This window comes from Massilia sp. TS11, from assembly GCF_022012445.1.
Classification (GTDB): domain Bacteria; phylum Pseudomonadota; class Gammaproteobacteria; order Burkholderiales; family Burkholderiaceae_D; genus Telluria.
Genome location: NZ_JAKLTS010000019.1, coordinates 16,179 through 37,030 on the forward strand (window position 1 = coordinate 16,179; position 20,852 = coordinate 37,030).

Annotated in this window: 20 protein-coding genes; 7 read left to right on the top strand and 13 right to left on the bottom strand. The window is 66.4% G+C overall.

Annotation, left to right across the window (positions count from 1 at the left end; genetic code table 11):
* Nucleotides 1-7 precede the first annotated feature (7 nt).
* A complete protein-coding gene (locus tag LZ005_RS20285; protein WP_237810329.1) occupies nucleotides 8-958 on the top strand; it encodes an SEL1-like repeat protein in 951 nt (316 codons plus the stop codon).
* Nucleotides 959-1,258: 300 nt separating this feature from the next.
* Nucleotides 1,259-2,116, top strand: a complete 858-nt coding sequence (locus tag LZ005_RS20290; RefSeq protein WP_237810330.1) for a GIN domain-containing protein — start codon at nucleotides 1,259-1,261, stop codon at nucleotides 2,114-2,116.
* A gap of 51 nt (nucleotides 2,117-2,167) precedes the next feature.
* Here the strand turns inward: LZ005_RS20290 and hmpA are convergent, their stop codons facing one another.
* Entirely contained in the window at nucleotides 2,168-3,337 is a 1,170-nt protein-coding gene (hmpA, locus tag LZ005_RS20295; RefSeq protein ID WP_237810331.1) for an NO-inducible flavohemoprotein, read from the bottom strand.
* An 80-nt stretch (nucleotides 3,338-3,417) separates the two neighbouring features.
* The gene (locus tag LZ005_RS20300; protein WP_237810332.1) at nucleotides 3,418-3,870 is read right to left on the bottom strand and encodes an Rrf2 family transcriptional regulator; all 453 of its coding nucleotides are present in this window, start codon (nucleotides 3,868-3,870) and stop codon (nucleotides 3,418-3,420) included.
* A 141-nt stretch (nucleotides 3,871-4,011) separates the two neighbouring features.
* Between LZ005_RS20300 and LZ005_RS20305 the strand changes: the two genes are divergently transcribed.
* Entirely contained in the window at nucleotides 4,012-5,472 is a 1,461-nt protein-coding gene (locus tag LZ005_RS20305) for an amino acid permease (RefSeq protein ID WP_237810333.1), read from the top strand.
* Here LZ005_RS20305 and nhaA read toward each other — a convergent pair.
* The 7 genes from nhaA to purB all read right to left on the bottom strand — a co-directional run bounded on the left by nhaA (nucleotide 5,469) and on the right by purB (nucleotide 14,287).
* The gene (nhaA, locus tag LZ005_RS20310) at nucleotides 5,469-6,614 is read right to left on the bottom strand and encodes a Na+/H+ antiporter NhaA (protein ID WP_237810334.1); all 1,146 of its coding nucleotides are present in this window, start codon (nucleotides 6,612-6,614) and stop codon (nucleotides 5,469-5,471) included. The genes LZ005_RS20305 and nhaA overlap by 4 nt on opposite strands.
* A gap of 183 nt (nucleotides 6,615-6,797) precedes the next feature.
* A complete protein-coding gene (locus tag LZ005_RS20315) occupies nucleotides 6,798-8,957 on the bottom strand; it encodes a S46 family peptidase (RefSeq protein WP_237810335.1) in 2,160 nt (719 codons plus the stop codon).
* Nucleotides 8,958-9,074: 117 nt separating this feature from the next.
* Nucleotides 9,075-10,931 carry a PAS domain S-box protein gene (locus LZ005_RS20320; RefSeq protein ID WP_237810336.1) on the bottom strand — a complete coding sequence of 619 codons (1,857 nt, stop codon included), beginning with the start codon at nucleotides 10,929-10,931 and terminating at the stop codon, nucleotides 9,075-9,077.
* Between the two features lie 158 nt (nucleotides 10,932-11,089).
* The gene (locus tag LZ005_RS20325) at nucleotides 11,090-11,659 is read right to left on the bottom strand and encodes a YceI family protein (protein ID WP_237810337.1); all 570 of its coding nucleotides are present in this window, start codon (nucleotides 11,657-11,659) and stop codon (nucleotides 11,090-11,092) included.
* Between the two features lie 16 nt (nucleotides 11,660-11,675).
* Entirely contained in the window at nucleotides 11,676-12,221 is a 546-nt protein-coding gene (locus LZ005_RS20330) for a YceI family protein (protein WP_237810338.1), read from the bottom strand.
* The gene (locus tag LZ005_RS20335) at nucleotides 12,218-12,751 is read right to left on the bottom strand and encodes a cytochrome b (protein ID WP_237810339.1); all 534 of its coding nucleotides are present in this window, start codon (nucleotides 12,749-12,751) and stop codon (nucleotides 12,218-12,220) included. The genes LZ005_RS20330 and LZ005_RS20335 overlap by 4 nt, the downstream gene beginning before the upstream one ends.
* A gap of 162 nt (nucleotides 12,752-12,913) precedes the next feature.
* Nucleotides 12,914-14,287, bottom strand: a complete 1,374-nt coding sequence (gene purB / locus LZ005_RS20340; protein WP_237810340.1) for an adenylosuccinate lyase — start codon at nucleotides 14,285-14,287, stop codon at nucleotides 12,914-12,916.
* A gap of 157 nt (nucleotides 14,288-14,444) precedes the next feature.
* Between purB and LZ005_RS20345 the strand changes: the two genes are divergently transcribed.
* Nucleotides 14,445-15,053: a glutathione S-transferase family protein gene (locus tag LZ005_RS20345; RefSeq protein ID WP_237810341.1), complete on the top strand. Its 609-nt coding sequence runs from the start codon at nucleotides 14,445-14,447 to the stop codon at nucleotides 15,051-15,053.
* On the opposite strand, the gene bfr is transcribed toward LZ005_RS20345, so the two are convergent.
* From bfr to LZ005_RS20360, 3 genes are read right to left on the bottom strand one after another with little or no spacing between them, the layout of a single operon-like run.
* The gene (gene bfr, locus LZ005_RS20350) at nucleotides 15,050-15,520 is read right to left on the bottom strand and encodes a bacterioferritin (RefSeq protein ID WP_237810342.1); all 471 of its coding nucleotides are present in this window, start codon (nucleotides 15,518-15,520) and stop codon (nucleotides 15,050-15,052) included. The two genes, LZ005_RS20345 and bfr, sit on opposite strands and share 4 nt — an antisense overlap.
* Before the next feature lie 26 nt (nucleotides 15,521-15,546).
* On the bottom strand, nucleotides 15,547-16,215 hold the full coding sequence (locus LZ005_RS20355) for an energy transducer TonB (protein ID WP_237810343.1): 669 nt from the start codon (nucleotides 16,213-16,215) through the stop codon (nucleotides 15,547-15,549).
* A 3-nt stretch (nucleotides 16,216-16,218) separates the two neighbouring features.
* The gene (locus tag LZ005_RS20360; RefSeq protein WP_237810344.1) at nucleotides 16,219-16,401 is read right to left on the bottom strand and encodes a bacterioferritin-associated ferredoxin; all 183 of its coding nucleotides are present in this window, start codon (nucleotides 16,399-16,401) and stop codon (nucleotides 16,219-16,221) included.
* A gap of 184 nt (nucleotides 16,402-16,585) precedes the next feature.
* On the opposite strand from LZ005_RS20360, the gene LZ005_RS20365 reads away from it, so the two are divergent.
* The 3 genes from LZ005_RS20365 to LZ005_RS20375 are packed head-to-tail and all read left to right on the top strand — an operon-like array spanning nucleotide 16,586 to nucleotide 18,925.
* Nucleotides 16,586-16,849: a ferrous iron transport protein A gene (locus tag LZ005_RS20365; RefSeq protein ID WP_237810345.1), complete on the top strand. Its 264-nt coding sequence runs from the start codon at nucleotides 16,586-16,588 to the stop codon at nucleotides 16,847-16,849.
* A 3-nt stretch (nucleotides 16,850-16,852) separates the two neighbouring features.
* The gene (locus LZ005_RS20370) at nucleotides 16,853-18,742 is read left to right on the top strand and encodes a ferrous iron transporter B (RefSeq protein WP_237810346.1); all 1,890 of its coding nucleotides are present in this window, start codon (nucleotides 16,853-16,855) and stop codon (nucleotides 18,740-18,742) included.
* 3 nt (nucleotides 18,743-18,745) lie between these two features.
* On the top strand, nucleotides 18,746-18,925 hold the full coding sequence (locus tag LZ005_RS20375; RefSeq protein WP_237810347.1) for a FeoB-associated Cys-rich membrane protein: 180 nt from the start codon (nucleotides 18,746-18,748) through the stop codon (nucleotides 18,923-18,925).
* 13 nt (nucleotides 18,926-18,938) lie between these two features.
* Here LZ005_RS20375 and LZ005_RS20380 read toward each other — a convergent pair whose 3' ends face one another.
* The gene (locus tag LZ005_RS20380) at nucleotides 18,939-20,822 is read right to left on the bottom strand and encodes a CocE/NonD family hydrolase (RefSeq protein ID WP_237810348.1); all 1,884 of its coding nucleotides are present in this window, start codon (nucleotides 20,820-20,822) and stop codon (nucleotides 18,939-18,941) included.
* Between the last annotated feature and the right edge of the window lie 30 nt (nucleotides 20,823-20,852).

Genomic DNA, 20,852 nt, shown 5'->3' on the forward strand with positions numbered 1-20,852 from the left:
CCGGGCCATGACCGAAATCGACACGCTGACCGCCGCAGCCGAACAGGGCGATGTACAGGCCCAGTACCAGCTCGCCCATGCCTACCATCTGGGCTGGCTGGGCGTGGCGCGCGATCTCGCCCAGGCCATCCACTGGTACCGCGCGGCCAGCCGCGGCGGCCATGCCGACAGCGCCCTGCAGCTTGGCCTGATCCACCTGAAGGAGCTGCCGCAGCCCGACGCCGAACAGGCCCTGGCCTGGTTCGAGCGCAGCGCCGCCCTGGGCAACCACGAAGCCGCCTTCCAGATCGGACGCACCCTGTTCAATGGCGACGGCGTGCCGAAGGACCTGGCCACGGCGCTCGACTGGTTCGTGAAGGCCGCACGCGCCGGCTTCGGTCCGGCCCTGCACCAACTCGGGATGATGGCCCTGACCGGCGATGGCGGCGTGCGCCAGAACGCCGAAAAGGCGCTCGACTGCTTCCGCCGCGGGGCCCTGGCCGGGCACGCCCAATCCGAATACGACTATGCGCGCTGTCTGCTGGACGGCACCGGCGCGCCGCAGGACGAAGCGGCCGCCCTGATCGCCCTGCGCGCGGCCGCCGCCAAAGGCCATGCGCTGGCGGCCACCCTGGCCGGGCAGCTGCTGCTGGCCGGGCGCGGCTGCCTGCCCGATGCCGTGGCCGCGCTGGCCATGTTCGAGCAGGCCGCCATGCGCGAAGAGCCGACCGCCCTGTACCAGATGGGCCGCCTGTACGAAAACGGAGAGGGCGGGGCCGTCGACGAGCTGGGCGCGATGATGGCCTACCGGCGCGCGGCCGAGCGCGGCCACCTGGACGCCATGTACGCGCTGGCCCAGATGCTGGCGCGCGGCCCGCTCGGCCAGCCGCCCGACCTCGACGGCGCCGCGCGCTGGTACGCCCAGGCCGCCCTGGGCGGCCACGCCGCCGCCGCCACCGCCATGCAGTCCCTGCCCTGAGCCCCCGTTTCCCCGCAAACAAATCGGGGTCAGACCCCATTTTTCCCGCCAGATAAATCGGGGTCAGACCCCATTTTTCTTTGAGGCAGGCTTGGGGCGTCGGCTGCGGGCGCGGCCGCCTGCCGGTTTGCTTCTTGGATAAATGGGGTCTGACCCCGATTTGTTTGGGGGGAAATGGGGCTGGGGGCGGGTTTTGCGCCGTTCATCCCTTGTTTCGTGCAGATCGTCGCAGCCGCGTGGCCGGCGCGCGCGCCCTCGCTTAGCATGCGCAGCATACCAACTCGAATAAGGTGTTTTGCCATGCGTACCTCCCTGACCGTACTCGCCTGCGCCCTGGCCCTCGGCGGCTGCGCCATCATCGTCACGCCCGACAGCGGCGACTTCCGCGTGCATACCGCCTGGAGCGGCGAAGCGGGCAATGGCAATGTGCAGACGGAACAGCGCGCCATCGGCGCCATCCAGTCGGTCGAGATCAGCGGCCCGATGCGCGTCGACCTGCAGGTCGGCCAGAGCCCGGCCCTGGCCCTCAGCGCCGACAGCAATCTGCTGCCGATGATCCGCACCGAGATGCGCGGCGAGACCCTGCGTATCTGGGTCGACGGCAATATCAGCAGCAGCCGCGAACTGGCCGTGCAACTGGCCCTGCCGCAGCTGCAGCGCCTCGCCCTGAATGGCTCGGGCAAGGTGGTCGTGCGCGACCTGAACAATACTCCCTTCTCGCTCGAGAAGAACGGTTCCGGCAGCACGCAGCTGACCGGTCAGGTGCAGCGCTTCGAGGTGCGCGTCAATGGCTCGGGCAGCGTGAATGCGACCGCGCTGAGCAGCGGCACCACGCGCGCTTCGCTCAACGGCTCGGCCCGGCTGGAGCTGGGCAGCGTGCGCGGCGACGCCCTCAATCTGTCGATCAATGGCTCGGGCAATGCCTCGGTCCAGGGCGGTACGGTGCAGTCGGTCAATGCCGTCACCTACGGCTCGGGCGGCGCCAACCTGACCGCGCTGACGGCCCTGCAGGGCGATCTGTCGACCCACGGTTCGGGCGACATCTACGCGACCGTGCGCGAGAACGTGATCGCGAACAGCCATGGCTCGGGCCGCGTGACCGTGTATGGCAATCCGCCGCAGCGCACGGTCTCGGGCCGCCATGTGAATGTGCTGTAAGCGCCCACGGCCCCCGAAAAAAAACGCCCGGTCATGCCGGGCGTTTTTGTTTTACAGCAGGTGGTCGAGCAGCTCGGGGCCGAAGACTTCGCGCCGCAGCAGGCTGGCCGGCACGCCGGCGGCCTGCAGGGCCTGCCACTGCGCGCGCATGAAGCCGACCGGGCCGCACAGATAGACCGGGGTTTCGCTGCGCGGCCAGTGCGGCAGGGCGGCCACGTCCATGCGGCCATTGCTGTCCTCGTAGAAGTTGACGACCCGCAGATTCGGCATGCGCGCCTGGGCGGCGGCGACGTCGGCCTGGTGGGCGTGGTGGGCGGCGTCGCGCGCGGCATGGGCGAAGATCACATGGCGCTGCGGCTGGACGGCGGCGATGCGGTTGAGCACGCTGATCATCGGGGTGATGCCGACGCCGGCCGAGAGCAGCACGATCGGTTCGGCCGATTCGCTGTCGGGCGTGAAGTCGCCGAACGGGTGCACGAGCTCGAGCACGCTGCCTTCGGCCACGTTATCGTGGATCCAGTTCGACACCTGGCCGTCCGGCTGGGCGCCGCCATGCTCGCGCTTGACGCTGATGCGCAGGCTGTCCTGGTCGGGCGCGTCCGACAGGCTGTACTGGCGCAGCTGGCGGCTGCCGTCGGCGAAGTCGACCGCCACGCTCACATACTGGCCGGGCTTGAAGGCGGGCACGGGCTGGCCGTCGGCCGGCACCAGACGCAGCGAGATCACATCGGCCGCTTCCTTGCGCACGGCGCTGACGCGGAACGGGCGGGTCTGGCCCGGGGCGACCTGGGCGCTGCCGTACAGGGCCGCCTCGGTATCGATCAGCAGCTTGGCCAGCGCCCCATAGGCCTCGGCCCAGGCGGCGATCAGCTCGGGCGTGGCGGCCTCGCCCAGCACTTCGCGGATGGCGCCGAGCAGGTGCTCGCCGACGATCGGATAGTGCTTGGCTTCGATCCCGACCGACACGTGCTTGTGCACGATGCGCTCGACCACGGGGCCGAGGGCGCCCGGATTGCCGATATTGGCGGCGTAGGCGAACACGGCCATCGCGAGCGACTGCTGCTGGCTGCCATTGGCCTGGTTGCCCATATTGAAGATGCGCGTCAGTTCGGGGTGGGCCGCGAACATATTCTTGTAGAAGGTGCGGGTGATGCTGAGGCCGTGCTCGCGCAGGACGGGCACGCTGGCGTCGATATACGGACGGGCTGCTGCAGAAATCATGGGTTCTCCCTTAATAAGGTATTTAAAATGCATATTTAAGATGAAACTTCGCCCGCGAAGGGGCGGTCAGTCCCGGGCCGTCAGTGAACGGGGCTCAGGAACATCCGGTGCATCTGGACGAGCTTTTCACCCGTGTGGCCACGGGCCATGTCGTCCAGACTGTATTTGTCCATGGTGTCGTAGAAGGCTTTCATGCCGACCCGCATGGCGGCGCGCAGGCGGCAGTCGCTGAGCAGGGTGCAGGCCATCTTGTCGCAATCGATCAGCTCGTTTTCGCCTTCCAGATTCTTCAGCACGGTGCCCAGACGCAGCTGCTGCGGATCGGCCTGCAGACGCAGTCCGCCGTTGCGGCCCCGTTGCGAATACACCCAGCCCGTATGCGCCAAATGCGCCACCACCTTGACCAGATGGTTCTGGGGAATGGTGAATTGGTTGGCGATTTCGGCCACGGTAACGGGACGGCGCTCATCGCCCGCTTTGGCGAGATAGAGCAGGACGCGCAGGCCGATGTCGGAAAAACGGGTCAGGTGCATGATGTGCCTCGGATGTAGTGACGGCATCCTAGCACCGGTGCAGAAACCAGAATCTTAAAACTATATTTAATTTTGCGGCGCACGCTTGCTATGCGCCTATAATCGCAGCTTTTGGCAGCCTAACAAGATTCGAGAGACACCGTGACTTCGCCACTTGCCCAGAAACTCTTTCGTACCAAGCCCGTCGTCCCCGTTGCCGAGGAAGGGCATCTGAGTAGCGGCGGCCTGGGCCGGACGCTTGGGCTGTTCCCCCTGACCATGATCGGCGTCGGCGCCACGATCGGCACCGGCATCTTCTTCACGATGGTGGAAGCGGTGCCCAAGGCCGGGCCCTCGGTGATCCTGTCCTTCCTGATCGCGGCCCTGACGGCCGGGCTGACGGCGCTCTGCTATGCCGAGCTGTCGTTCAAGATTCCGGCCTCGGGTTCCTCTTACTCGTATGCGTATGCGAGCGTGGGCGAGTTCGGTGCCTTCGTCGTGGCCGCCTGTCTGCTGCTCGAATACGGGCTGGCCGTCAGTGCGGTGGCGATCGGCTGGTCCGACTATCTGAATAATTTTGTCCAGAACGCCTTCGGCTGGCATATTCCGGCGGCGCTGCGCTCGCCGATGATCGCCTCGGTCGATAACACGATGGTGTTCCACTTCGACCGCATCAATCTGCCGCCGATGCTGCTGGTCGGCCTGTGCTGCTTCCTGCTGGTGCGCGGCACCAAGGAGTCGGCCACGACCAATGCCATCATGGTGCTGATCAAGCTGGCGATCCTGATCTTCTTCGTCGTCATTGCCCTGAGCGGCTTTGACAGCAAGAACTTCTTCCCCTTCTTTAATACCGACAACAGCAAGGGCATGGCCGGCATGGCCGGGGTAACGGCTGCGGCCGGAACGGTGTTCTTCTCCTTTATCGGGCTCGATACGGTGGCCACGGCCGGTGAGGAAGTGCGCGATCCCAAGCGCACGGTGCCGGCCGGTATCCTGCTGGCCCTGCTGATCGTGACGGTGTTCTACATGCTGGTGGCGGTGGCCGCGATCGGCGCCCAGCCGGCCGCCAAGTTCGCCGGGCAGGAAGCCGGCCTGGCCGTGATCCTGCAGGACGTCACCGGCCAGACCTGGCCCGCCCTGGTGCTGTCGGCCGGCGCCGTGCTGTCGGTGTTCAGCGTGACCCTGGTGACCCTGTACGGCCAGACCCGCATCCTGTTCGCCGTCTCGCGCGATGGCCTGATCCCGCCGCTGTTCCACAAGGTCAATCCGACCAGCCTGGCCCCGGTCGAGAACACGATGATCGTGGCGGCCCTGGTGGCCGTCGTCGCCGGTACGGTCGACGCGACCTTCCTGTGGGACATGGTGTCGATGGGCACGCTAACGGCCTTCATCATCGTCTCGATCGCTGTGCCCGTCATGCGGCGCAAGGACGGCGACGCGCGCGGCGGCTTCCGCGTGCCCTTCGGCCCCTATGTGATCCCGAGTCTGTCGGTGATCGCCTGCCTGTACATCATGAAGGACCTGCCGGGCGTCACCTTCCGCGTGTTCGTGGTCTGGATGACGGCCGCGATCGCCACCTACCTGCTGTACGGCCACAAACACTCGAAGCTGAACAAAGCCTAAGACGCGCGCGGCGCGAGGCGCAGCCACAGCAGGCCGAGCAGGCCCGCGCCGAGCGAGGCCAGCAGGATCGCCATCTTGGCGGCATTCACCACGGCCGGGCTGTCGCCGAAGGCCAGGTTGGTGATGAAGATCGACATCGTGAAGCCGATGCCGCCGAGGATGCCGGCCCCGGCCAGCTGGGCCCAGCCCACGCCGGCCGGCAGCGCGCACAGGCCGAGGCGCACCACTAGCAGACACATCAGCGTAATCCCCAGCGGCTTGCCCAGCATCAGGCCGGCCAGAATCCCCAGACCATTCGGCGCCAGCAGTTCGGCTTCCCAGCCGGGTGTGATCAGGATGCCGGTATTGGCCAGCGCAAACAGTGGCAGGATCAGAAAGGCCACCGGCCGGTGCAGCGCGTGCTCGAGCCGGTGCGAGGGCGAGGCCGCATCTTCGGCGCGCGCCGAGAACGGAATCGCAAAGGCCAGCAGCACGCCGGCGATGGTCGCGTGGACGCCCGAGCGCAGCATGCAGTACCACATGAGGGCGCCGCCGAGCAGATAGGGCGCCAGGGCCATCACCCGGCCCCAGCGGTTGAGCGCGAGCAGCGCGCCGAACACGGCCAGGGCCGCGCCCAGCCACAGGGCCTGCACGCCGCTCGAATAGAACACGGCAATGACGACGATAGCGCCGAGGTCGTCCATGACGGCCAGGGCCGTCAGAAAAATTTTGAGCGCGGGCGGCACGCGCGCGCCCAGCAGGGCCAGGGCGCCCAGCGCGAAGGCGATGTCGGTGGCCATCGGAATACCGGCGCCGGCCTGGCTCGGCAGGCCGCGGTTCAGGGCAAAGTGGATGCCGGCCGGCAGCACGATACCGCCGATCGCCGCGAAGATCGGCAGCAGCGCCTTCTTCCACTGCGACAGTTCGCCCACATACAGTTCGCGTTCGAGCTCGAGGCCGACGAACAGGAAGAACACGGCCATGAGGCCATCATTAATCCAGTGCTCGAGCGCCATGCCGCCCAGGGGCAGATGCCACAGGCCCAGATAGGCCGGCCCCAGGGCCGAATTGGCCAGCCCGAGCGAGACCAGGGTACAGGCGATGAGCACCAGCCCGCTGGCCTTCTCGGATGCAAAAAACCGCTGAAACGTTGCACTCAACATTGCATGCTCCCGGAGCGGGGTCAGGTCCGGCAATCGGACATCGAAGAACTTTTCGACCGACGCATGGTCGTCAGCGAGTGACGACAATGATATCGGCTGAAAGTTCTCAGATGTCCGATTGCCGGACCTGACCCCGTAAAAAAAGGGCGGCCGGAGCCGCCCTGCTTGCTGCTGGCGCTGGGATTACAGCGCGTTCATTTCTTTCAGCAGATTGTCGGCTTTGTCGACGTGCTTCATGTTCCACAGGATGTAGCGCAGGTCGACCTGGATGTCGCGCGTCATCGCCTTGTTGAAGTCCCAGTCGGAGATGATCGAGTCGAGCGTGCCGTCAAAGGCCAGACCGATCAGCTCGCCCTTGGCATTCAGCGCGGCCGAACCGGAGTTGCCGCCGGTGATGTCGAGCGTGGCCAGGAAGTTCACGGGCACACTCTTCAGCTTGGCGTCGGCGTAGATGCCGTACTCCTTCTTGCGGATCGCGGCCAGCTCGGCTTCCGGCGCATTGAACTCGCCTTCGCCCGTGTGCTTGGCGGTGATGCCCTGCACGGTGGTGAAGGCGGTCCAGCCGGTGGTGCCGTCGGCGCCCTTGTCGCGCCCGGCCACTTTGCCGAAGGTCACGCGCAGCGTGCTGTTGGCGTCCGGGTAGACCGGCTTGCCCAGGCTCTTCATGTAGGCCAGCTTGGCCTTCATGTAGTTGGCATAGGCGGCCTGGATCTTGCCGCTCAGCTCCTCGCTCTCGGCTTCGCGCTTGAGGCCGTCTTCATACATGGCCACGGCGGCCTTGATGAAGGCGTCGTTGCTGGCCTTGAAGTCGGCCGGGGTCTTGCCGATCCAGGCCAGGCGCGCTTCCTTGCTGCCCAGCTGGCTGCCGGCATAGGCGCCGTCCAGCACGGCCTTGAGTTCGGCGGCGCTCATGCCATCCTTGATGCCGAGCGCGGCGTCGAAGCTGGCCACGCGCTTGGCGGCCGGCAGCGCGGCGTAACGCTTGAGGCTGTTCATCACGAGGGCCTTGTCGACTTCCTCGTCGTAGCTGGTTTCCACCGACTGCACGCCGGCCTGGAAGCGCGGCAGATCACGGTCCTGGAAGCCGGCCTTGCGCTCGGCGTCGGGCTTCTGGCGCTCATTCGCCAGACGGTAGAGGCTGCGGGCCATGCCGAGCAGACGCGGCTGCGAGGCGCCGAAATCCGATTCGGTCTCGTCCTTGGCGTCGCGCTGGGCGATCAGGGCTTCGATGGCCTCGATGTCGGCGGCGTACTCGGCCTTGCGCTTGGCGTCGCTGTTGATCCAGGCCTTCATCGCATTGTGTTCGGCCGTCTTACGCTGCAGGAAGTCGCTCTCGGCATACGAGTTCAGCATGCCCTTGCGGTTCTTGTAGTAGTTGAGGATGGCAACCTTGCGCGCCTGGTATTTGGCGGCGGCCTCCGGACGGTTCTTGGTCACGGCCTCGATCGTGGCGATCGTCTCGCCTGAGCTCTGGACGAAGTGCGGGTAGCCTTTGGTGAAGGTGTACTCGACTTCGGACGGCAGGCGGTGGCGGTTGGTGCGGCCCGGGTAGCCGGCCACCATCACGAAGTCGCCTTCGCGCACGGGGTCCTTGGCCAGCTTCAGGTAGTGCTTGGGCTTGTAGGGCACATTGTCTTTGCTGTAGTCGGCCGATTTGCCGTCCTTGCTCACATAGGCGCGGTAGAAACCGTAGTCGCCCGTGTGGCGCGGCCACATCCAGTTGTCGGTCTCGCCGCCGAACTTGCCGACGCCGGCCGGCGGTGCGTGCACCAGGCGCACGTCGCGGATTTCCATCTGCTTGATCAGGTAGAACTCGAGGCCGCCGTAGAAGCTCGGCACATTGCAGCGGTAGCCCTTCTCCTGCTCGCAGGCGCTCTGCAGGGCCTTGATGTTCTTCTCCATCGCGTCGATGCGGGCCTTGCCCTGCAGCTTCTTGACCTCGGCCGTCACGACCTTGTCCGTCACATTCGTCACGGCCTCGGTCACGAACACGCGCGAACCGGGCGAGGCCGGCAGTTCCTCGGCCAGGCTCTTGGCCAGGAAGCCTTCATTGATCAGGTCCTTCTTCAGGCGCACGGCATTCGTCGCCACCGAGTCATACACGCAGTGGTGATTGGTGATCACCAGGCCCTGGGGCGAGACGAAGGAGGCCGAGCAGCCGCCGAGGCTGACGATGGCGCCCATCGGGAACTCGGTCAGCTGGCTGAGCGACTTGGGATCGAGCTTGAGGCCGGCAGCTTTGAGCTGCTTGGCCACTTCCGGCAATTGTTGCGGCATCCACATGCCTTCGTCGGCCTGGGCGTACAGGCTCACGAGAGCAAGCGCAAGAAGGGATTTTTTCATAATTATTCCTGGTGGAAATTCTGTATGGACGTGGTCTTCCCCGGTCGGGAAGCCCATGAGTATCCGACCCTCAGCGGGCGCCGTCAATCAGATGGCAATGCATATGTTGTGTGCATGTCATGCCGTCTGGCGCGCATGCAGGGCTTGCTCGAGGGCGGCGGTCAGGGTTTCCACCCGTACCGGCTTGGTGACATAGCGGAAAAAGCCCTCGGCCAGGGCATTGGTGATGTCGTCCGGCATGGCATTGGCCGACAGGGCGATCACCGGCGTCTTCTGCAGATCGGGCGCGGCGCGCAGGCGGCGCAGCACTTCGCGCCCCGACAGGCCGGGCAGGTTCATGTCGAGCAGGATCACGTCGGGCAGCTGCTGCAGGGCCTTGTCCAGGCCTTCGGGCCCGCTGGTGGCGGTGAGCAGGTCGACGTCGGCATGCAGACGCAGGATGTGCTCGACCAGCTTGAGGTTGGCCGGATTGTCCTCGACATACAGCACGCACGGGCGCCCGCCCGGCGTGCGGTTGGGCGGCGGCGCGGCCGGATAGCCGGGCACGGGCTCGGGCGCCTCGGCCGGCGGCAGCATGACGGTGAACACGCTGCCGATGCCGGGCGTGCTGGTGACGGCGATGCTGCCGCCCATCAGCTCGGCCAGGCGCTTGGTGACGACCAGGCCGATGCCCGTGCCTTCCTCGGCCCCGCCTTCCTGGCCGAGGCGCTGGAAGGGCTGGAACAGCTCGCTGATCTGGGCCGGCTGCAGGCCGCTGCCCGTATCCTGCACCGAGATGCGCACCGGCCCTTCGACGGTGGCGCCGCAGGACACCAGCACCGAGCCCTGCGGGCGGTTGTATTTGATCGCGTTCGACAGCAGGTTCAGCAGGATCTGCTTGAGGCGGATGCGGTCGACATACACATGCTGGGGCACCTTGTCGGGGAAGACCAGGCGCACATTGCGCTGCTCGGCCTGGGGCGCCATCATGCTGTGGCATTCGGCCAGCACCTCGGCCAGCGCGACCGGCTCGAGCGAGACCGAGAGCGTGCCCGACTCGATCTTGGCGAGGTCGAGAATCTCGTTGATCAGGGCCAGCAGGTGCTGACCGGCCTGCAGGATGGCGCCGGTGAATTCGATGCGCTGCTCGGGCGTGATCGGCAGGGTTTTGCTCGACAACAGCTGGGCGAAGCCGAGGATGGCATTGAGCGGCGTGCGCAGCTCGTGGCTCATGGAGGCGAGGAAGCGGTCCTTGGCCTGGTTGGCCTGCTCGAGCGCCTGCTTCTGTTCGGACAGCGTGCGTTCGATGCGCTTGCGGTCGGAGATGTCGCGGATCGCGCTCATGACGAGGCGGCCCTCGTCGGTCTGGATCGGGCTCAGCGAGATTTCGAGCGGGAACTCGGTGCCGTCCTTGCGCACCCCGTTCAGTTCGAGGCCGGCGCCCATGGTGCGCGTGCGCGGCTGGGCGAAGAAGCCGGCGCGGTGGCCGACGTGGGTGTCGCGCAGGCGCTGCGGCAGCAGTTCCTCGATGACCTGGCCGCGCAGCTCGCCGTGGCCGTAGCCGAACAGGCGTTCGGCCTGGGAATTGGCCAGCACGATGCGGCCGGCCGAATTGGCCATGATGATGGCGTCCGGCGTCGACTCGAGCACCGACAGGAAGCGCGATTCGACCAGGCGGGCGTCGCGCAGCGACTTCTGGCGCGTGACGTCGCGTGCCGAGACCAGTTCGTAGTCCTGGTCGGTGCCGACGCTGCGGCTGACGGTTTCCACGTGGATCAGGGCGCCATCCTTGCGGCGGCGCAGCGTGGTGTCGTCGGCGCGCAGGCCCTCGACCCCGATCAGCTGGTGCAGGCGGCTGCCGATCGCTTCCTCGGGCGCGTAGCCAAACACCTTCTCGGCGCCGCGGCTCCAGTGGACGACCACCTGCTCGCGGTTGGTAATGTAGATGCCGTCCGGGACCTCGTCGAGGATCAGCTTATCGAAATCAATAGGCACGCGCCGATGGTAGCACTTCGGCGCGCGCCGGCTCGCACAATAAACATACGGAACATCACCGAAAAAAATCGGGGTCAGACCCCGATTTCCCCGTCAGGCAAAACTACTTGCCGGCTGGAGAAATCGGGGTCTGACCCCGATTTTTCTGTGCTGCAGGTTTAGTCGGCTTTCAGGGCTTCGACCTGGATCTGCAGACGCACTTCGGGGGCGAACATCGGGGTGCCGTAGCTGACGCCGAAATCGGTGCGCTTGAACTCGGCCGAGGCGTCGGCGCCGCACACTTCTTTCTTGTAGCGCGGGTGCATCATGCACTTGAACTTGTTGATCTTCAGGCTGACCGGCTTGGTCACGCCGTGCAGGGTCAGCTCGCCCTCGACCGAGGTCGGCACCTCGCCCGTGAACTTGATCGTGCCCTTGTAGGTCGACTCCGGATACTTGGCGGCGTCGAAGATGTCCGGGCTCTTGGCGTGGTCGTTCATCGCGGCCAGGCCGAAGTCGATCGAGCCGGTCTCGATCTTGATGTCGACGCTGCCGGTCTTGGCGGCGCGGTCGAGCGTGATCTTGCCGCTGCTCTTGTTGAACTTGCCGCGCCAGTAGGACAGACCGCCGAAGTGGTCGGCCTCGAAGCTCGGGTAGGTGTGGCTCGGGTCGATGTTGTAGGTGTCGGCGGCGACGGCGCTGCCGGCCGCGCACACGGCCAGGGCCGCGATCAGTGCTTTGAGTTTCATGCTTTCCCTTTCGGTTTTATTTGCCCGCCGTCAGGCGGAACTTGATGACGACCTCGTCGGCGACCATGCTCGTGTCTTTCCACGCGCCTTCGCCAACATTGAAGGCCAGGCGCTTGATCGGCAGACTGCCTTCAAACACTTGGTTGTTGCCCTCGGTCTTGAGCGTCAGCGGGAAGCTGACGTCCTGGACCAGACCTTTGATGCTCAGCTTGCCGCTGACCTGGAGCTTGCCGGCGCCGGCCGGCTTGATCGCGCTCGAGACGAAGCTGGCCTTCGGATACTTGGCCGCATTGAACCACTCGGGTTTCTGCGCTTCCTTGTTGATCTCGGCCTCGCCCACGTCGATCGAGGCGATCTCGATGTCGATGCTGGCCTTGGCCGCTTCCGGCTTGGCCGCGTCGTAGTCGATGCTGGCGGCGAAGCGCTTGAAGCGCGCTTCCACCGGCACCCCTTGTTCCTTGAAGGTGGCGCTGACCTGGCTCTTGGCCGGGTCGGTCTTGAGCGGGGCGGCGAGGGCGCTGGCGGCGACCACGAGGGCGCCCAGCAGGGTGTAGCGGTTCATGCTTTCTCCTTCAGCGGCAGCATGCGTTCCATGATGCCGTCCTTGTCGATGAGGCGGTGTTTGACGGCCGCGGCCACGTGACCGGCGACCACCAGGGCCATCAGCCAGTTGAGGAGCTCGTGGGTCTCCTTCAGCAGCGGTTTGAGTTCGGGATTCGGGTCGATCAGCACCGGCAGCGGCAGCACGCCGAACAGCACCACCGGGAAACCGGCCGCCAGCGTGTAGAAGTAGCCGCTCAGGGGCACGGCGAACATCAGCAGATACAGCAGATGGTGGCCGCCATGGGCCAGCTTCTGCAGCAGCGGCGACATGCTGGCCGGATAGGCGGGCGGGCGGTGCGCCAGGCGCCACAGCAGGCGCGCGGCGACCAGGCCGAGAATGCAGACGCCGAGCCACTTGTGGTAGTTGAACAGCTTCAGGCGGGTCGGCGACAGGGGCATGTCCGCCATCGTCAGGCCCACGATGAAGGCGATCACGATGAGGATGGCGATCAGCCAGTGCAACACAATGGCCGGCAGGGTGTAACGCATGGCCGCTCCCTTCATAATTAGTACGTATTAGAACTAAATATACCAAAAAATGTGCGCGCGTGCAGGAACCCGCTTGCCCTGTCAAACAGGCAAGTCTGGCGACGATAGCATGATTTGGGGGAACAGGTGGGAGCAGGCCGCGGCCCGCTCCCGGCGGACGGCTTAGATGGCGGCGGCCAGCTGGGCGGCCAGGCCCGTGTAGTTGGCCGGGGTCATGGCCAGCAGCAGGTCCTTGGCGTCCTGCGGAATGGCGAGCGTGGCGATGAAGGCGTGCAGGGCCTCCTTGGTGATGCCCTTGCCGCGGGTCAGCTCCTTCAGCTGCTCGTAGGGGTTGGGCACGCCGTAGCGGCGCATCACGGTCTGGACCGGCTCGGCCAGCACTTCCCAGGCGGCGTCGAGGTCCTGGGCCAGGCGCGCGGCATTGACTTCCAGCTTGTTCAGGCCGCGCAGGCAGCTGTCATAGGCCAGCAGGCTGTAGCCGAAACCGACGCCGATATTGCGCAGCACGGTCGAGTCGGTCAGGTCGCGCTGCATGCGCGAGACGGGCAGCTTCTCGGCCAGGTGGTGCAGCACGGCATTGGCCAGGCCCAGATTGCCTTCCGAGTTTTCGAAGTCGATCGGGTTGACCTTGTGCGGCATGGTCGAGGAGCCGATCTCGCCGGCCTTGGTGATCTGCTTGAAATAGCCGAGCGACACATAGCTCCAGATGTCGCGGTTCAGGTCGAGCAGGATGGTGTTGGCGCGCGCCACGGCATCGAACAGCTCGGCCATGTAATCGTGCGGCTCGATCTGGATCGTGTAGGGATTGAACGTCAGGCCGAGGCGCTGCTCGACCACCTGGCGCGCAAAGGCCGGCCAGTCGAAGCCCGGGTAGGCCGACAGGTGGGCGTTGTAGTTGCCGACCGCGCCATTCATCTTGCCCAGGATCTGGACTGCGCCGATGCGTTCGGCCGCGCGGCGCAGGCGCGCCACCACATTCGCCAGTTCCTTGCCGAGCGTGGTCGGGCTGGCCGTCTGGCCGTGGGTGCGCGAGAGCATCGGCTGCGCGGCCTGGGCGTGCGCCATGGCGCTCAGCTTGTCGATGATGGCCTGCAGGGCCGGCAGCATGACCTGGTCGCGCGCGGCCTTGAGCATCATGCCGTGGCTGGTGTTGTTGATGTCTTCCGAGGTGCAGGCGAAGTGGATGAACTCGGTAGCGGCGACCAGTTCGGGCACGTCCTGGATCTTTTCCTTGAGCCAGTACTCGACCGCCTTGACGTCGTGGTTGGTGACGGCTTCGATGGCCTTGATGCGGGCCGCGTCGGCCTCGTTGAAGTCCTCGGCCAGACGGCTCAGCAGGGCGTCGGCGGCCGGCGAGAACGGGGCGATTTCGGCAAAGCCGGCCTGGGACAGGGCCTGCAGCCAGGCGATTTCGACTTTCACGCGGTGGTGCATGAAGCCGGCTTCGGACAGGATGGGGCGCAGTTTGTCGGTCTTGGCGGCATAGCGGCCGTCCAGCGGGGACAGGGCCGACAGCGAGGTCAGGTTCGTGCTCATGGCGGATGTGGAGATGGTGGGAAAGGCAGGCGGCCGCGGGCCGCGCGAAGCCGCTATTCTAGCATTGCGCGGCCGTGGCCGGCACGGCGCGGGCGGGCGAGGGGGGCGCCCGGGGGCGGGTGCTATACTGGCGCCGACATCTTCCGCGAGCGCGCTCATGAAACTGATCGGTTCCCTCACCAGCCCCTTCGTGCGCAAAGTGCGCGTGGTGCTGGCAGAAAAAAAACTGGACTACAGCTTCGAACTTGAAGACGTGTGGTCGGCTGCCACCCACATCCAGCAGTCCAACCCGCTCGGCAAGGTGCCCTGCCTGATTCTCGAAGACGGCACGCCGATGATCGATTCGCGCGTGATCGTCGAATACCTCGACACCCTGACCCCGGTCGGCAAGCTGATTCCGCCCAACGGGCGCGAGCGCGCCGACGTCAAATGCTGGGAGGCCCTGGCCGACGGCGTGCTCGACGCCGCCATCCTGGTGCGCCTGGAGCGCACGCTGCGTCCGCCCGAGCAGCAGAGCGCGGCCTGGATCGAGCGCCAGTTCGTCAAGGTGCACGGGGGACTGGCCGTGCTGGCCGATATGCTCGGCGATAAGCCCTTCTGCACGGGCAAGCACTACAGCCTGGCCGATGTGGCCACAGGCTGCCTGCTCGGCTGGCTGCTATTCCGCTTCCCGGAGATCGACTGGCGCACGCCGCACCCGAATCTGGGCCGCCTCTACGACAAGCTCAGCGAACGCCCCTCGTTCAAGGACAGCGTGCCGCGTTAAGCGTCGAGCTGAGCCTGCAGATAGTTCGGCAGGCCGAGCTTGGCGACCAGCTCGAGCTGGGTTTCGAGCCAGTCGATGTGTTCCTCGGTGTCCTTGAGGATCGCCAGGAACAGGTCGCGCGAGACATAGTCGGCCGCGGCCTCGGCGGCGGCGATGCCTTCCTTCACGGTCTGCTGGGCGCCCTGTTCGAGCTTGAGGTCGCAGGCCAGCATTTCCTCGGTGTTCTCGCCGATCAGCAGCTTGTGCAGGGCCTGCAGATTGGGCAGGCCGTCGAGCGTCAGGATGCGCTCGATCAGCTGGTCGGCATGCTTCATCTCGCCGATCGACTCCTCGTATTCCTTCTTGCCCAGCTTGACCAGGCCCCAGTGGCGGTAGACGCGGGCGTGCAGGAAGTACTGGTTAATCGCGGTCAGTTCATTGGTCAGCTGCGCGTTCAGCAGGCGCAGGACATTGGCGTCGCCCTTCATGGCTGGCTCCTGGCGGGGGAAAGATGTCAGGATTGTAGCTGGAAGTTGAGCGTGACGAGCACATACACGCTCTGCGCCTGGCCGTTCTCCAGATAGGGCTTGAAGCGCGCGCCCAGCGCGGCCTGGCGGCCCGCTTCGTCGAGCCGGGCCGAGCCCGAACTCTGCTGCACCTGGGCGCCTTCGGCCAGCCCGCGTTCATTGACCAGCACGCGCAGCACCACCTTGCCCTGTTCGCCCAGGCGGCGCGCCATCGGCGGATAGACCGGCTGCGGCGGCTGCAGATATTCGACGCCGCTGGTCAGCAGGCGCGGGCCGCTGTGGGCCGGGGCCGGGGCCACTGCGGCGACGGCCACGGCGGGCGCCGGCGGGACGGGGCGGCTGTCGGGCGCAGCGCTCGCGGCCGGCGCCGTCGGCGCGCTCTGCACGGGCTCGACGGCCGGCACGAACAGGCTGGGCGGGGTGAGCGGGGCGCTGGTCTGCAGCGGCTGGGCCGGCGGCGCCGGCGGGGCGGCCGGCACCGGCGCGAACTGGACAAAGATTTCGGCCGGCGCGTTCAGCACCACATGGCGGTGCAGCATGCCCTGGTAGATGGCGGCAAAGGCCAGCGCATGGCCGCCCACGGCCAGCAGCAGGGCGCGCCATTTGCGCGGCGCGGCCGGCGCCGCCAGCGGATCGAGGCTGAACACGGCTTGCATGGCTCAGGCCGCCTCAGGCAGGCTGGCCACATGCGCCTCGAGCACCTGGCAGGCGCATTCGCGGCACTGGCCGCAGCAGGTGGCCACGCCGAGTTCGCGCTGCAGCTCGTCAAAGGATGTCAGGCCGAAGTCGGCCGCCTGGCGGATTTCGCGGTCGGAGATGTTATTGCAGACACAGACGATCATGACAGTCCTTTAATGAGAATCATTATCATTACGCTTCCCATTCTGCGACAATTCGGCAGGCAATGCAAGCCTCTTTTTTGAGCAAAATTGACTGTGGTCAAAAAAATCTCTAAATAAGAATGGTTCGCATTTCCGTTTATCGTGGTAGTATGTTCCGCAGATCGCTTAATTCCGGACCCTGACCATGAGCCTCGCCCCCCAGCTGACCACCCTCGACGCCCTTGCGGCCGGTCGCAGCGCGACCGTGATCCACCTGGCGCCGTCCCAGCACGCGGCCGGTGGCGATCTGGCGCGCCGTCTGATGGAGCTGGGCTTCGTCCCCGGTGAGCGCATCCGCATCCTCAAGCGTGGCGTGCCGGGCGGCGAACCGCTGGCCGTCAAGGTCGGCCAGTCGACTTTTGCGCTGCGCCGTTTCGAGGCGGCCCTGGTCACCGTCGATCCCGAGTAAAGCATGAGCGCCCAGGCTAACGCGGCGCCGACGACGGAGCGCCCGCCCTTGATCGCCCTGCTGGGCAATCCGAATTGCGGCAAGACGGCCCTGTTCAACCGCCTGACCGGCGCGCGCCAAAAGGTGGCCAATTACGCCGGTGTGACCATCGAGCGCAAAGAGGGCAGTTTTACTTCGCCGGCCGGGCGCGTGTTCCGCGTGCTCGACCTGCCGGGCGCCTACTCGCTGTCGGCCCACACCCCGGATGAAGCGATCACGCGCGACGTGGTGGCCGGCCGGCGCGCCGGCGAGGCTGCGCCCGACACCATCGTCTGCGTCGTCAATGCCACCAATCTGCGCCTGAACCTGCGCCTGGTGCTGGAGCTGCGCCGCCTGCAGGTGCCGATGCTGCTGGCGCTGAACATGGCCGACGTCGCGCGCAAGCGCGGCCTGACGATCGACACCGCGCGTCTGCAGCAGGAGCTGGGGATTCCGGTGGTCGAGACGGTGGCCGTGCACAGCGGCGGCGAACAGGCCCTGCTGGCCGCGCTCGACGCGATGGCGCACCGCCCGCTGGCGCAGCCGGCCGATCTGGCTCGCATCGACACGGTGCCGGTCGAAGAAACCCAGAAGGAAGTGCGGCGCATCCTGGCCGCCTGCGTGACCGAGCCGGGCGAAGCCGACACCCTGACCGAGAAAATCGATCAGGTGGTGCTGCATCCGCTGCTTGGCCCGGCGATTCTGGCGCTGCTGATGTTCCTGGTGTTCCAGGCCGTGTTCAGCTGGGCCGCTGCGCCGATGGACGCGATCAAGGCCGGGGTCGAGGACCTCGGTCAATGGGTCGGCACGGCCATGGCCGACGGTCCCCTGCGCTCGCTGCTGGTCGAGGGCATCCTCGGCGGCGTCGGCGCGGTGCTGGTGTTCCTGCCGCAGATTCTGATTCTGTTCTTCTTCATCCTCGTGCTCGAAGACTGCGGCTATCTGCCGCGCGCGGCCTTCCTGCTCGACCGCCTGATGGGCAGCGTCGGCCTGTCCGGGCGCGCCTTCATTCCGCTGCTGTCCTCGTTCGCCTGCGCGATCCCCGGCATCATGGCCGCGCGCACGATCCAGAATCCGCGCGACCGCCTGGTGACGATCATGATCGCGCCGCTGATGACCTGCTCGGCGCGCCTGCCTGTGTATGCGCTGATCATCGCCGCCTTCATTCCCGAGCGCGAGATCGGCGGCTTCCTGAATCTGCAGGGCCTGGTGCTGTTCAGCCTGTACCTGGCCGGCATCCTCGGGGCGATGGGCGTGGCCTGGCTGTTCAAGCGCACCCTCGGCGCCAACGCCCAGCAGCCGCTGATGCTGGAGCTGCCGGCCTACCATCTGCCGCATCTGCAGAATCTGCTGCTGGGCCTGTGGGAGCGCGCCAAGATCTTCCTGACGCGGGTCGGCACCATCATCCTGAGCCTGATGGTGCTGCTGTGGTTCCTGTCGAAATTCCCTGGCCCGCCGCCGGGCGCGACTCAGCCCGACATCTACTACAGCCTGGCCGGCATGCTGGGCCGCGCGCTCGAAGTGGTGTTCGCGCCGATCGGCTTCAACTGGCAGATCTGCATCGCCCTGGTGCCCGGCCTGGCCGCGCGCGAAGTGGCCGTGGGCGCGCTCGGCACCGTGTATGCGCTGTCGGCCACGGGCGAAGAACTGGCCACCTCGCTGCAGCCGATCATCGCCGCCTCCTGGGGCCTGCCGACCGCGCTCGCCCTGCTGTGCTGGTATGTGTTTGCGCCGCAGTGCATGTCCACCCTGTCGGTGGTGCGGCGTGAGACCAATTCCCTGCGCTATCCGCTGCTGATGGCCGGCTATATGTTCGCGCTGGCCTATGTCAGCACCTTCCTCACCTACCGTCTCGCCCTGTACTTCGGGGCCTGAGCCATGCAGACCCTCGTCACCGCCCTGATCATCCTGGCCGCCGCCGTCTACGCCGGGCGGCGCTGGCTGTTCAAGCGCAAGGCCAAGGACTGCGCCAGCGGCTGCGGCGGCTGCGCCAGCGGCTGCAGCACGCCGCCCGCCGCGGCGGACGGACGGCGCACGATTCCGATCCGGCCGCGCTAGGCGGCCGGGCGGCTTACTTCACCAGCGGCAGTTCGACCGCGCTCTCCATGCCCGGCGCATGGTAGATGCGCTGGGTCGCCTTCTGATAATCGCCCGGCTTGGCCAGGAAGATGTTCGGCACGAAGGTTTGCGGATTGCGGTCGTACAGCGGGAACCAGGACGACTGGATCTGCACCATCACGCGGTGCCCGGGCAGGAACACGTGGTCGGCGTTCGGCAGGGCGAAGCGGTAGCGCTGTACGGTATTGGCCGGAATCGCGCTCGGCTGCTCCAGGCTGTCGCGGTAGCGGCCGCGGAAGATGTCCATCGCAATACCGAGCTGGTAGCCGCCCATTTCGGGCTGGGCCGCCACTTCATCCGGATACACGTCGATCAGCTTGACGACCCAGTCGGCGTCGGTGCCGCTGGTGGCGGCGAACAGATTCACCATCGGCTGGCCGGCGATGTGCAGCGGCGCCGTCAGCGGCGCGCTCACATAGGTCAGCACGTCGGGCCGGTCGGAGAAGCTGCGCTGGTCGCTGGCCAGCCACGGGCCCCAGACATTGCGCTCGCCCATGCGCACCGGGCGCGGCACGAAGGGCACCGGCTTGGCCGGATCGGACACGTATTCGTCATAGCCGGCGGCCGGCTTGTCGAAGCCCAGCGCGGCGCCCGGCTTCAGATACAGGGGCGTGAGCACGTCGGCCAGCGGCCAGCGCGTCAGGCGGCGCCAGGCATTGGTGCCGGTCTCGTAGGAGAACACGGGCGGGGTGGCGGCCTTGGGCGCGCCCGGCTTCAGATAGCTGTCGAAGAAGGGCAGCATGACCTCGCGCCGGAATTCTTTGGCGGTGTCGCCGGTGAACTTGAGCGCGCCCAGGCTCGAACCCTCGTAATTGACGCCGCTGTGACGCCACGGACCGACCACCAGGAAGTTCTTGTCGTTGCCCTTGTCCTGAGGTTCGAGCGCCTTGTAGACGGCATAGGCGCCATAGATGTCCTCCTGGTCCCAGCGGCCGACGATGGTCATGGTCGGCACCTTGAGGCCGGCCTTGGCGACCAGTTTGTCGAGCGCCTGGTGCTGCCAGAAGGCGTCGTAGCTCGGGTGCTCGAACAGCTTCTTCACGAAGGGCAGCTGTTCGAGGCCGTAGCGCTGGGCGTAGGCGCCGATCGAGCCGGCGCGCAGATAGGCTTCGTAGTCGTCGTAGATGCCGACCGGGATATCGACGCCGCTGCCGCGCGCCGCGTTCTGGTGGGCGATGTAGCCCAGATTGGTGCTGCGGAAGGCGCCGTTGTGGAACCAGTCGTCCCCCATCCAGCCGTCGACCATCGGGCTCATGGGCGCGGCCGCCTTCAGGGCCGGGTGCGGATTGAGCAGGGCCATCATCACGGTGAAGCCCTCGTAAGAGGAGCCGACCATGCCGACCTGGCCGTTCGATTCCTTGACGTTCTTGACCAGCCACTCGATCGTGTCCCAGGCGTCGGTCGTGTGGTCGACCTTGGTGTTATTGAGCGGGCCGACCGGCGGGCGCGTCATCACGTAGTCGCCCTCGGAGCCGTATTTGCCGCGCACGTCCTGGAACACACGGATATAGCCGCCGGCGATGAAGGCGTCGTCGCCGTCGCCGAGGGTGGAGGCCAGCGCCGGCGAGACCATGCGCTCGGCGCGCTTGCTGGCGTTGTAGGGCGTGCGGGTCAGCATGATGGGCGCATTGCTGGTGCCCTTGCGGATCACGATCACCGTATGCAGCTTGACGCCGTCGCGCATGGGGATCATCACATGCTGGCGCGTGTACTCGGCGTCGGGGTTGAGGATCTCGAACTTGGCCGGGATATCCGGGGTCATCGGCGCCGTCTGGGCGCCGGCATAGGCGCTGGCCAGGGCCAGGCCGAGCGTCATTACAAAGGGCAGAACTCGCATCACGTCTCCAAGGAAGGCAATCCGCCTATG

Coding starts and splice junctions, on each gene's coding strand:
- hmpA (WP_237810331.1), bottom strand. CDS start 3,337: ATGATTTCTGCAGCAGCCCGTCCGTATATCGACGCCAGCGTGCCCGTC.
- LZ005_RS20290 (WP_237810330.1), top strand. CDS start 1,259: ATGCGTACCTCCCTGACCGTACTCGCCTGCGCCCTGGCCCTCGGCGGC.
- LZ005_RS20345 (WP_237810341.1), top strand. CDS start 14,445: ATGAAACTGATCGGTTCCCTCACCAGCCCCTTCGTGCGCAAAGTGCGC.
- LZ005_RS20375 (WP_237810347.1), top strand. CDS start 18,746: ATGCAGACCCTCGTCACCGCCCTGATCATCCTGGCCGCCGCCGTCTAC.
- nhaA (WP_237810334.1), bottom strand. CDS start 6,614: ATGTTGAGTGCAACGTTTCAGCGGTTTTTTGCATCCGAGAAGGCCAGC.
- LZ005_RS20330 (WP_237810338.1), bottom strand. CDS start 12,221: ATGAACCGCTACACCCTGCTGGGCGCCCTCGTGGTCGCCGCCAGCGCC.
- LZ005_RS20365 (WP_237810345.1), top strand. CDS start 16,586: ATGAGCCTCGCCCCCCAGCTGACCACCCTCGACGCCCTTGCGGCCGGT.
- purB (WP_237810340.1), bottom strand. CDS start 14,287: ATGAGCACGAACCTGACCTCGCTGTCGGCCCTGTCCCCGCTGGACGGC.
- LZ005_RS20315 (WP_237810335.1), bottom strand. CDS start 8,957: ATGAAAAAATCCCTTCTTGCGCTTGCTCTCGTGAGCCTGTACGCCCAG.
- bfr (WP_237810342.1), bottom strand. CDS start 15,520: ATGAAGGGCGACGCCAATGTCCTGCGCCTGCTGAACGCGCAGCTGACC.
- LZ005_RS20380 (WP_237810348.1), bottom strand. CDS start 20,822: ATGCGAGTTCTGCCCTTTGTAATGACGCTCGGCCTGGCCCTGGCCAGC.
- LZ005_RS20360 (WP_237810344.1), bottom strand. CDS start 16,401: ATGATCGTCTGTGTCTGCAATAACATCTCCGACCGCGAAATCCGCCAG.
- LZ005_RS20285 (WP_237810329.1), top strand. CDS start 8: ATGACCGAAATCGACACGCTGACCGCCGCAGCCGAACAGGGCGATGTA.
- LZ005_RS20325 (WP_237810337.1), bottom strand. CDS start 11,659: ATGAAACTCAAAGCACTGATCGCGGCCCTGGCCGTGTGCGCGGCCGGC.
- LZ005_RS20335 (WP_237810339.1), bottom strand. CDS start 12,751: ATGCGTTACACCCTGCCGGCCATTGTGTTGCACTGGCTGATCGCCATC.
- LZ005_RS20370 (WP_237810346.1), top strand. CDS start 16,853: ATGAGCGCCCAGGCTAACGCGGCGCCGACGACGGAGCGCCCGCCCTTG.
- LZ005_RS20300 (WP_237810332.1), bottom strand. CDS start 3,870: ATGCACCTGACCCGTTTTTCCGACATCGGCCTGCGCGTCCTGCTCTAT.
- LZ005_RS20355 (WP_237810343.1), bottom strand. CDS start 16,215: ATGCAAGCCGTGTTCAGCCTCGATCCGCTGGCGGCGCCGGCCGCGCCG.